Source organism: Jeotgalibacillus marinus (genome assembly GCF_040801915.1).
GTDB classification, from domain to species: domain Bacteria; phylum Bacillota; class Bacilli; order Bacillales; family Jeotgalibacillaceae; genus Jeotgalibacillus; species Jeotgalibacillus marinus.
Map to the genome: position 1 here is coordinate 1 of NZ_JBFMIA010000183.1, position 265 is coordinate 265.

Consider the following 265-nt stretch of genomic DNA (forward strand, 5'->3'; position numbering starts at 1 on the left):
GTTGAAGGCCTTCGTGTGTTTGACAAGGAAGGAAATGGCACCGTCATGGGTGCTGAAATCCGTCATGTCCTAGTCACACTGGGCGAGAAGATGACAGAGGAAGAAGTAGAGATGCTAGTGGCGGGGCATGAGGACAGCAATGGTTGCATCAACTATGAAGCATTTGTGAGGCATATCCTGTCGGGGTGACGGGCCCATGGGGCGGAGCTTGTCCGGATGGTGCTGAATGGCTGAGGACATTCTGTATCCCGAGTCTGTTCCTTGC

At 53.6% G+C, this 265-nt stretch carries 1 protein-coding gene; it reads left to right on the forward strand.

Translation table 11 applies throughout. The annotated features are described in order from the left end of the window. A partial coding sequence (locus AB1471_RS17465) for an EF-hand domain-containing protein (protein ID WP_367780997.1) occupies positions 1 to 189 on the forward strand: 189 nt, incomplete at its 5' end. Positions 190 to 265: the final 76 nt, after the last annotated feature.